Raw genomic sequence first — 9,978 nt, 5'->3', positions numbered from 1 at the left:
CGCCGCGTCGAGCGCCATCTCCTCGAGGCTCGGCTGCCCGCTGGAAAGACCTTCGACAACTTCGACTTTGAGGCTGTACCGATGATCTCCAAGGCGCAGGTGACCGCGCTCGCCGCCGGCGACGGTTGGCTCGGCAAGGGCGCCAATCTGCTGCTGTTCGGCCCGCCCGAGTCAGATTCATACTGCCCATCTCGCTACCCCCTTAGAGTTGAAGTTCTTTTTGACCCGGATCGCCAGACGATGGCCGCCGGATCCGCCGCGCATGCGCGGCGCGCTTGACATCAGGATGTTCCAGATCAACCGCTTTGATCATCCACGGTGCGCCTTTGCACAGCTGCTGCGCAGGCAAGCTCCGTTCTTCGATCAGACGGCGAACCGTCGAAGGACTGACCTTCAACGCAGTTGCAGCTTCGTCCAAAGTGACTTCTCCACGCTCGGCGCGCTCGCCCTCTCGGTAGGCCGCGATGGCGTGTTGGTTGCGCAGGCTGCGAACGCGGACACGGGTCCAACTGTTGCCGCGCCCCGTCGACTTACTGGCGCGGTTGAGAACCGCGGCGATGGTGCTGTCGGGCATCTGACGCGCGAGGACACGAACGAGATCGACCACATCTGCCGCGGTGCTCCAGCGGTGCTCGCCGGTGCGGTTCTTCCTCACCTGCAATGCCGTGTGATCGCCGCCATGCCAGTGGACAATCAAGTCCAGCACCTCGTCGCGGACGCGCACAACGATCTCATGGATCAAGCTTCGGATGATCCTCTCGCGCGTCGCAGCTGTTGCACCCGGACTTTCCCAAGCTCTCTCGAGATCGGCACCAAGCGCAAGTAACCGATCGCGATCGATGTCGCTCAACGTCATCTCCGGCGTAGCCAACAACGTCTCGCGCTCGCCCTCAAGCTCGCGGACAGTGACCAGGCGCTCGTTCCAGCGCCGCTCCAGCTCGCCGGCAACAAGGCGATTGTCCGGATCGACAGCCTCGTATCGCCGACGAGCGCGAGTTGCCTCGTAGCGTGCCTGCTCCAGGGTCAACTCGAGCTGACGCAGCTTGTCGGCGTGTTCACGCCCGCGCGCTTCCATGGCCACCAGCGCCGCCTGTACACCCAGCGGCTGCAGTCGCGCGATGACCTCCGCGCTGACCGCGCGGTCCGCGCGCAGACCGCCGAATGAGATGCACGGATCTCCACCATGGTTGATCTGGCTACCGCGGCAATGATAGCGCCCGACAGTACTGTGCGTGCCGCTGTAGGCAACGTGAAGTTTGCGGCCGCAGTGGCCGCAACGAAGAAGCCCCGCGAGAAGGCCTTCGCCGCGGCGGACCGAGCCACGACTCATGAAGCTTTTTCCGTTGGCGTTGTCGGTGATCAGGCGCTGATTCCTCTCGAACTCCGCCCACCTAATGTAGCCCTCATGGTGGTCCTTGATCAAAACCTCCCAGTCGTTGCGCTCGCGCCGGAAGCCTCGCACGATCCTCTTGCGGCCGGCCTCGATCGTCACCCGACTGCCCGAGCGCCCGAAGACATAGGCGCCAGCATAGGCGGGATTGGTCAGGATGTGGTAGATCGTATTGTACACTGGTAACTTCCATTCGACGTGGCGGCCCTCGGGGCCATGGCCGACCGCGGGCAAAGTGATTCGCTCCTGCCGTAACCAGAGGTGGACCTGGCGCAGTGTCTGCATCTCGGCAAACTTGGTGAACACGAGCGCGAGCGCCTCCTGAATGCGCCGATCAGGGTCCTTCTCGATCCGATCGTGGGAGACCTTGAGATAGCCGATGGCGACGTTGAGGAAGAGCTCACCCCTGCGTGCCTTCTGCTTCAAGGCTTCAAGCGAGCGTTGCCGAAAGATAGACAGCTCCATCTCGCTCATCGTGCCCTTCATGCCGAGCAGAAGGCGATCGTTGGGCTGGCGCGGATCGTAGACGCCATCCTCATCGACGATCAGTGTTCCAACGAGCCCGCAGAACTCCAGTAGCGTATGCCAATCCCTGCCGTTGCGGGCCAGCCGAGAGGCCTCAATCGAGACCACAGCGCCAACTCGCCCTTCGCAAATGGCGGCGAGCAACTTCTCGAACCCGGGACGCGCGGTGCCACCACCAGAGCGACCGAGATCGTCGTCGATTACGACCGCCTCGCTCCAGCCCAGCTGCCGCGCACGGTCGGCCAAGCCGTACTGGCGGCGCTGGCTCTCGCGGTTGTTGATAACCTGGTCGGCCGTCGACTGGCGAATGTAGACGACGGCCTGGCGAGCAAGGTGCTCAGGCGTGATCTTGCTCACCGCTGTCCTCCCGGTTCACGTTGTGTGCCTCGACTGCGCTGTCGGCGAGCGCTTCGGTCAGAAGCTCCTTTAAGAGCTCCTGCATTTGCTGATGGGCTTCGATTGGAATGCTGCTGTATGTCGGAGGGCTCTCGAACAGATCCCCCTGACGACGTGATGCGTCCGCCATGACCGCCTCCTCGTGAATGGGACGATTCCCTGGAAGAGGAGGCTAAGAGCGCGTCGACAAGAAGACGCGCCTCCAGTAGACGATCCACCGGAAGCCGCGGATCAGCTTTGATATGGAAGGAAGCGGCGGCGGGAGCCGCCATCCATGCCGGCAGCAGCGTTAACGTGGCGTCAGGTTGTCTGATAACAAAATGCGTCTCACCCCCAAGCCGCTTGCAGGCGACAACGACGACTGACGCTCCGCATCGCGGATGGAACGGGTAAAGGATCTCCACCTCAGATCGCAGACACCCGGCATTATGACGCTGGTCCGCCCGGCGGCGGCAAGAGTCACTTGGCGGCAGCGATCGGCCTCGCCCTTATCGAGAACGGATGGCGCGTCCTCTTCACCCGCACCACCGATCTCGTGCAGAAGCTCCAGGTAGCGCGGCGCGAGCTCAACTGAGGCCGCCATTAACCGCCTCGATCGCTTCGACCTGCTGATCTGCGATGATCTTGCCTACGTCACCAAGGACCAGGCCGAGACCAGCGTGCTGTTCGAGCTCATCAGCGCTCGCTACGAGCGGCGTTCCATGCTGATCACCGCCAATCAGCCCTTCGGAGAGTGGAACAGAGTCTCCCCGGACCCTGCTATGACGCTCGCCACCATCGATGCCCTCGTTCACCACGCCACCATCGTCGAGACGAACGTCGAAAGCTATCGCAGGCGCACCGCGCTCGAACGGAAGCGTGGTCCAGGGTGACCCCCTCGCACGCGACACCAAAAACACTCGCTGATTGACGCTCCGCGACAATCAGAGCGAACAAAACTCTTGCGCGCGACAATCATCGCGGCAATCATCACGTCGCCGCGACACCGACTCGCCATCCTGATTGTCGCGCGCTTCCCATCCAGATTGTCGCGCTATAGATCAGGAGCAACGTGCTGAGCCCCGGCGCGGTCGATACGCCGATGTTCGACGGGCAGTTCCCGTCCAAAGAGGGCGCCGCCGAAGCCAGAAAGCAGATCACGGCGATGACGCCTATGGCGCGCTTGGCGTACCCCGATGAAATCGCCTGCGCGGCTTTGTTCCTTGCGTCGGACCTCAGCAGCTACGTCGCCGGCATCGACCTTCCAGTCGACGGTGGACTGACGGCTCTCTAGCAAGTTGAACGAAAGGATACATGATGATCAAAATTGCCTATAGTCCCGTCGATGCCTTGGGGCTATTTCTGGCATTTGAGAGTGTTCAAAAAAATATGAAGAATGGGAGTATTTTGGTGCTGGCCCGAGTGTTCCACTTGCATTTATCGCGATGGTGATTCAGGGAACCATTCTTTCAGTCGCGTACGCACTCTTACCTGTAGAACATACGTCAGTTGTGAACATATTTGACTTTGTATCAACATGGGCATTTTCTTTTGGAGCAGAGTTGTAGTTCCCTCAATGGCAAGACATGCCCCCACGCGAAAGTCAGCGTTCTTTTTCCTGGAAACGGCCTATCGCGTTGGTCAATATGCACTGTTTGGTGCCTTGCTCTGCGTAGTGTACTTGTATGTCCCCGCGGATAGCCTCGACGACGAGGAGCTTCCCATGACGCACCCAGCGAGCCATGCAGTCCCGGAGCAGGGGAAATTTCGCCGGGCCATCGCCGCCATCTGGGCCACCTTGGAAGCGATGTCGTCGTCCTCCGGCTTCGACTACACGCTCGATCGAATCGAACGCTTCGAAGTAGGAAGACTGAAAGAGGAAATGCGCCAAAGTCGCGATCCGGGAGCAGCCGACGCTCACCGCTGACGCCGCGCCCAAGCAGTGACCCAGCCGCTGACCCATCCGTGCCTCTTTCGCCGCCTCAAAGTCTCCTAAACCGGCCTTTTGACTGGCCGGTTCCTTCGATCGCTTTGCCCTTTCGGCAGAGCTTTCGGCAACAGCGCATAACATCCCAAGGCACGCTGCCGGCAATTTGATCGGCTATCTCTTCGACTGATCGTTCGCGAGCGGAGAGCGTTTCGAGTACCCGGTCGAGCAGTTCGGTCTCGCTGATCTCTTCCTCGTCAAACCACCAATCGTCTCCTCGCGGTCCAAACAATAGGATTTTATCGCGCAGTATGATGAAGTGACTCTGGCAGTCGGTATCGCGCCATACCGACGGATAAACGCTTGTACCCTTCGGGGATTCGTAGAGTCGCCATGCAGGACCGGCCCGCCGATCGAGGTTTACCGGCAGTTCGGCTCCGCAACCACAAGGGCATGACATGATCAGCCAGCGTGGGCCTGACCGATCCACAATGACTGCGTCACCCGGTTGCTTCAGATACGCGCTGGCGCCCGCGCGTGAGGCAACTCTGGCTTTGACGGTGAAATTTATGATCATTGCCCGGCCCCCGGGGATCGACGCTTGCGCCCGGGCGATGTCGTCGCCGTAGTCGGCGCCATCGCTCGCAAAATCTTTTGCCCCAAGAAGAACGCAATCGCCCGCAATGTGTTCGGCTCCTTTTCCTTTAGCTCTGGATGATCGTTGCACCCCTTGCGAATCAGGCATAGCGCGAGCGTCAGCGCGTATTGCCCGGGCACCCGCTCGGCCGACCAGCTCAACGCACGAATTTGATTCACAGCGTTAAAAAACCATTCGGTGGGGTCGCCCGGTCTACAGTGTGTGGACTGGCCCATCTTCAAAGCTTTTTCCTCGTAGAGCGGGCTAATCAAGCTCAAAAGCTTCTTGGGCGTAAGCTTTTTTTTCTTAAGGTCTTCAATGAAGCCTTCTACAAAAAGCCCACCTTCAAGTGACGCGGGGTCGTAGGTGAGCGGAAAGTGCGGCTCCAGTTTCTCAAAATCAATAAGAATTGCGTCGCCGTGCCGGACAAGCACGTTGGTCGCGTGCATATCGCCATGCGCGGGAGCGACCAAGGGGTCGGTTTGCCCCAGTTTGTCGAATATCGCTTTCAAGGGATCGATCGCGATATCCGCGCGGAGGTTCTTAACGAGCGGTATCCGCTCGGGGGGCAGGGCGATAAACTCGCTCTGTCCCTCGATGCGCCACTTTTTGTCGAAATAGGACGCAAGCGAGGATGCCGTATCAACGCGCTGTTGTTTCCTCCAGCCTCCCAGCGTTTTGTCAAACAAGTTGGCGATGGCATGCCCACAGCGGCCGCCTCGCGCACAGGAGACCAGCGACTCTGCTCCCTCGACAAAATCGCCCACAAGAATTCCTTGGGTTGATCCGAGGTTGCAGCGATCGCGGCGCAACCGCGGCCCGAGATAGAAAGGGACGTATTCGAATATATGGCCGCAGTATTCGTCGTGCTCGTCGATGATTTTTTTGCGCTTACCGATCTTCGCAAAATACAGATGCGGGTATGCGCCCTTCGCTCCCTGTTGCACTAATCCGGCACCCAGCGAGGCGTAAGCCTTAAAGACCGGTGCGCCCGAGAGGCCGCCGTCGATCGATATCAGTTGAAGCTCCGAGCAATTCCAGAATGCCCGCTTGAGCAACAAAACCCGTTCGTCGTGCCCATCAGATCCAAATCGGGCAAGAAGAGCGGCTTCGTCAAATTTCAACTCGAATTCCCGTAGGGGGCCCGCCGGTCTATCACAGGCCAAAGCGGCAATGTCACCCCAAGACATCATGGTGTCGATGATGTAAACGCACGGCAATAGAAAAGCATTTTCTCTCTCGCGCAGGTTTTCGGGAACGGACTGCCACTCCTCGGGCCGAAGATTCGCAGTTGGCAGAGAACCTTTCCTAAGCTGATTTATGATGACCTGCCGGGGCATCGCCGTCTGTTGTTCGTCCGTTGCTAGACGAACGTAGATTCGGACATCGTGATCGAGAAGGCGCGGCCCGACTTTGAGCAAATCTTGAGGCAGGGTCTTCAGATTCTTGGGGTCCTGAGTCCAGATCACCGCATCGAGTTTAGCGATATAGTCGTCATCGCGAAGCTTATCCAACGTCACCGGCCCGTTCGCCTTGGATGGCTCCCATGTGACCTTGCGCTCAACGAACCTTTTTAAATCCTCATCAGACGGCACTTCCCCGACGAAAGCGATTTTCGCGCGCGGCGTGCCTTCTGGCGAAAATTCGCGGATCGCCATGTCAGTCGTCCCGCGTGAACAAGGGCTGCGAATCTCCCCGCGCAAGAACGCCTCGCGGGGAGCAAATATAGCAATTCGGATTGCTGGTGAATGAAACGGATCGCAGTGAGGGCGGGCGCGCGTCGTAGATAAGATGCCGGGCGGCGCTTGGCACCCCTACCATCATGGCCAGAAACATTGTCATCGCCATCGAGGTCACGGTCCCGTTGATGGAGATGACGGCGGGCGCGGGTTCATGCGCGCCTTGAATATACTGATCTTTGCTCCGCTCTTCGGCGTTCATCATGTCCCGCCGGACCTCTTCGGAATCCAGCAGCTCGCAGCATGTGAAGCACGGCAGTCCCGGCGCGAGTGCCTGCACCCGGCCATGTATGCCCGCGATCTGGCCTGCCCTAGCGGTGATGATCGAGCCCATATCAACGCATGGGATGAGATATTGATATGCGATCTGCTGGACGACGGCGCGGCTGCCATGCGAATCCGTGCACGCGAAGATAAAGTCGGCGGCCCGAAGTTCGCGAGCAACCGCCGTTCGCGTCACATCCCCGAGGATGCGCTTACACTCAGCGTCGGACGTGATTTGTGCGATCATGTCGGCCGCCACGTCCGTCTTGTGCCGGTTGACATCGCTTACGCGAGCACCGACCACCCGGTTAAGGTTGGTCGTCTCTATGCGGTCGGGATCGACAAGGATGAACTTGCGCACGCCGAGATGCGCCAACTGTTCCGCGGCAATCGAGCCTGTGCCGCCCAGACCGACTATGGCGACAGTGAGTGACTCAAGATATTTTTGGCCGGCAGCCCCGAGTGCCCTGACCTGACGGTCAAATTTCAACGGCGTGGAACCTGACGGGCCATCGGCGTCGAATAGAACTTGCAGTCGCGGCCCGACCGACACGACGCGCATGGGAGTCTTTTCACCCAGACGCCGAGCGCACCAGCCCCCTGCGCTTACCACCACGGCTCCATGCACCGTGTGGGGCGCACGCACGGACATGAACCGCGCCAGATGTGTCTCGCCATCATCGTCTATTTCGGAGAATTCCGGCGGAGTGGACCCCGGATGCGAATGCACAAAAATAGCGGACAGATTTTCGCGCGCGGCCCTTTTGCCAATTTGCGCGATGAAATCCGGTTTGAGCTGCGCGCTGATGCGCGACCGGTCTGAATAATTATCGTCGGTGGGAAACTCGATCCGGGAGACGACAAGACGGTCAAGCCCGGGCAGAGCAACGTGGGACGCCCACAAGATCGCGCAGCGCTCGGTCTCCCTGCCTACAAGCTCAGCGACAATTCGGCTGGCATCTCCATCCTGAAACCTGAGCTCCATCATCGAGGCGGGTCCAGACGCTGGAGGATGACCCGGTAGAACTGCTCAAGCCGGTCGCGATTTGGGTCCCACGTTTGCAGGTGCCAAGAAAACCACGTCAAAGGACGGCCCGGGGTCATATCGTGGGGCAACGGCGTTCCTTCGTTGGCGGCCTGCGGTATCGCGCCGTTGGCAAGGCGTATCGCCGGCGAAACCCAGAAGCAGTCAGGCTTTGCAGCGGGATACCCGGGCGGCGCGATGAAGAGAATGTCCACCTTCTTGGGATTCCAGCCATCAGGCAAATCGAACCCCTTGATCGTAATGAGGTACGATCCATCGGCCCGACGCTGAATCTCAGCGTCTTGGTGCTTGAATTCCTGAAGGTAGTCCTTCAGTTGCTGGAATTGCTCGCCGATCATCAGAGTCCAAACGTCGCTGGCGGGACAGCGAAAAAGTGTTTCACGCGTTCGGTAATACCCACGGCTTCACCGTCACCGATGCCCTTGTCGGGTTTGTCACCTTCTTCCTCAAGGAAGAGCTGGTAGTTGGGGGCTACACTGGAAATAGCCTTTATTTCCGCGCCAGTGAGCGCGCTCTTGGCGCTTTCATAGCGATTTGCGTCCACATAAAATGGATGCAGTTTTTTTTCGGATTTCTCTGCTTCAGACATGTCGTTCTCCTTCTAGGATTTGTGCTTGCGATCGGTCGTTGGCGTCCATTAATTCTTTGAACTTTGCGCGGTTGGCCCACACGATGGGCTGAGACTCCTGCGGTAATTCAATCCGCAGGTGGCGCACGAAATACGAAACGAGCGAGCGGCGGATCGTCTTTGATAACCGTCCGTCCTGCATGCCGAAGTCGTCAACAACTGACTGTCGCTGACTGGGCGTCAGATTCGGATTGGGCTCGATATCGATCACGACGAAAGTTTGCCAATCCGCATCGTCCTGCGGATTCACATGACTGATACGGCGTCCGTGGATTTTCTGGAGTCTGGTCAAGACAAAATCGCGAAATCGGGAAGTGCCATGACACCATGCGCGGGTGTGCCAGCGGGAACCGTCAAAGGCCAGAGAATGAGGGGCAATCCACTGACGAGTTGGCTCGGGAGAGCGCATCGATTGATACGTGGCGTCTACCTCCGAGCCATCGCGGATCGCCCAGAGAATTGGCAAGAGCAACTCTGTGCGAACGCGCCGGACAGGGAGCGTCACGACATCACAGGGCGGGCGGGTTCCCACAAAGCTTACTGATCGTGAAATCGTCCCGGCGGCGAGGCCCTGAATCTCGTTCAAATAAGTCTGGGTATCGGGCGCGAGAAAGAGCGGTTTGAATTGCGCGGTGGCGCGATAGACCTTTTCGTGGCGGTCATACTCCATATTCTGTTTGGCCAGATCGAGGTACTTGGCGAAATCCAGCGATGCCTGCTGAACCGAGATGTTGAAATATTCGGCGACCTCGCCCCGGTTGATTTTGCCGTCCCACAACAGGCGAAACTCGATGAATTCCAGCCGGCGGTCTTGGCCCCACGGACGTGGCCGAGAGACAGCTTCTAGACCAGCGTCTCTCATTGTCTCTATATGTGGTACATCGTGTAACATGATCCATCATATAACACGACGCGTTGTCTTGTCAAGGAACCCAGCATTGCGCGGGCACCACGGCCCTCCCTTGTGCTCCTGAAAATTCGTTAACGTGTTGGAAAAACGGGACAATGGGGATGTTGGGGCGTTCTGCGTCCCGGTCGCAGTCTTCACCGTCCCCGGTCAAAGTCCCTATTCCGAGGCTTGCGCGGGGTCTGCTCCGGGGAGGGTCCGCCTTCGTCGGTGCCTTGGTCCGGCCCCGCGCTTCGGCCTTGGGCTCTCGTTCTTCTGACCGCTCACGGGTGCGCCTGCGACGCTGAATTTTGCGGCATTAGGTAGCAAACTCACCTTGGACCGACTGGCGGCAATGCTGCCTGTGTCACTAGACTCCCGTGCAATTAATTGCACGGAGGTTAGGCATGAACGAGATTGTTCTGAGCGGACTAGTGAAGCGCCGGGCCGAACTGGCCGGGGATATCGAGCGAACCCATGAGGCCGGTCGTGTCCCCGGTAGTGGTGTAGCTCGGTAGAGCAAAGCCGCCCGGACGCGCGCCCCCCAATAGCGCCGTAGCGG

General features: G+C 59.1%; 10 protein-coding genes and 2 pseudogenes. 4 read left to right on the top strand and 8 right to left on the bottom strand.

The features are described from left to right. Positions 1-168, top strand: a pseudogene (locus AC0L2O_RS35745) (ATP-binding protein); the annotation flags it as partial. Between the two features lie 34 nt (positions 169-202). Here the strand turns inward: AC0L2O_RS35745 and AC0L2O_RS35740 are convergent. Then, on the bottom strand, positions 203-2,272 hold the full coding sequence (locus AC0L2O_RS35740; RefSeq protein WP_473373061.1) for a recombinase family protein: 2,070 nt from the start codon (positions 2,270-2,272) through the stop codon (positions 203-205). Further along, positions 2,253-2,441: a hypothetical protein gene (locus tag AC0L2O_RS35735; RefSeq protein WP_473373060.1), complete on the bottom strand. Its 189-nt coding sequence runs from the start codon at positions 2,439-2,441 to the stop codon at positions 2,253-2,255. Before AC0L2O_RS35735 ends, AC0L2O_RS35740 begins: the two co-directional genes overlap by 20 nt. Positions 2,442-2,747: 306 nt before the next feature. Between AC0L2O_RS35735 and AC0L2O_RS35730 the strand changes: the two are divergent. The 3 genes and pseudogenes from AC0L2O_RS35730 to AC0L2O_RS35720 all read left to right on the top strand — a co-directional run. Further along, a pseudogene (locus AC0L2O_RS35730) lies at positions 2,748-3,221 on the top strand (ATP-binding protein); the annotation flags it as partial. Positions 3,222-3,362: 141 nt separating this feature from the next. After that, entirely contained in the window at positions 3,363-3,584 is a 222-nt protein-coding gene (locus AC0L2O_RS35725) for an SDR family oxidoreductase (RefSeq protein ID WP_473373059.1), read from the top strand. A gap of 429 nt (positions 3,585-4,013) precedes the next feature. Then, positions 4,014-4,217, top strand: a complete 204-nt coding sequence (locus tag AC0L2O_RS35720) for a hypothetical protein (RefSeq protein WP_473373058.1) — start codon at positions 4,014-4,016, stop codon at positions 4,215-4,217. 55 nt (positions 4,218-4,272) lie between these two features. On the opposite strand, the gene AC0L2O_RS35715 is transcribed toward AC0L2O_RS35720, so the two are convergent. From AC0L2O_RS35715 to AC0L2O_RS35690, 6 genes are read right to left on the bottom strand one after another with little or no spacing between them, the layout of a single operon-like run. Beyond that, the gene (locus tag AC0L2O_RS35715; protein ID WP_473373057.1) at positions 4,273-4,794 is read right to left on the bottom strand and encodes a ubiquitination-like system serine protease family protein; all 522 of its coding nucleotides are present in this window, start codon (positions 4,792-4,794) and stop codon (positions 4,273-4,275) included. Next, positions 4,791-6,512 carry a hypothetical protein gene (locus AC0L2O_RS35710; RefSeq protein ID WP_473373056.1) on the bottom strand — a complete coding sequence of 574 codons (1,722 nt, stop codon included), beginning with the start codon at positions 6,510-6,512 and terminating at the stop codon, positions 4,791-4,793. The genes AC0L2O_RS35715 and AC0L2O_RS35710 overlap by 4 nt, the downstream gene beginning before the upstream one ends. Before the next feature lies 1 nt (position 6,513). Continuing rightward, positions 6,514-7,845, bottom strand: a complete 1,332-nt coding sequence (locus AC0L2O_RS35705) for a HesA/MoeB/ThiF family protein (protein WP_473373055.1) — start codon at positions 7,843-7,845, stop codon at positions 6,514-6,516. Continuing rightward, on the bottom strand, positions 7,842-8,240 hold the full coding sequence (locus AC0L2O_RS35700) for an E2/UBC family protein (RefSeq protein ID WP_473373054.1): 399 nt from the start codon (positions 8,238-8,240) through the stop codon (positions 7,842-7,844). The genes AC0L2O_RS35705 and AC0L2O_RS35700 overlap by 4 nt, the downstream gene beginning before the upstream one ends. After that, positions 8,240-8,491: a multiubiquitin domain-containing protein gene (locus tag AC0L2O_RS35695; protein ID WP_369721358.1), complete on the bottom strand. Its 252-nt coding sequence runs from the start codon at positions 8,489-8,491 to the stop codon at positions 8,240-8,242. Before AC0L2O_RS35695 ends, AC0L2O_RS35700 begins: the two co-directional genes overlap by 1 nt. Beyond that, a complete protein-coding gene (locus AC0L2O_RS35690; protein WP_473373062.1) occupies positions 8,484-9,392 on the bottom strand; it encodes a BrxR family helix-turn-helix transcriptional regulator in 909 nt (302 codons plus the stop codon). The genes AC0L2O_RS35695 and AC0L2O_RS35690 overlap by 8 nt, the downstream gene beginning before the upstream one ends. Positions 9,393-9,978: the final 586 nt, after the last annotated feature.

Source organism: Bradyrhizobium sp. Kon10 (genome assembly GCF_055807395.1).
This window is presented reverse-complemented; position numbering and strand designations above follow the sequence as displayed.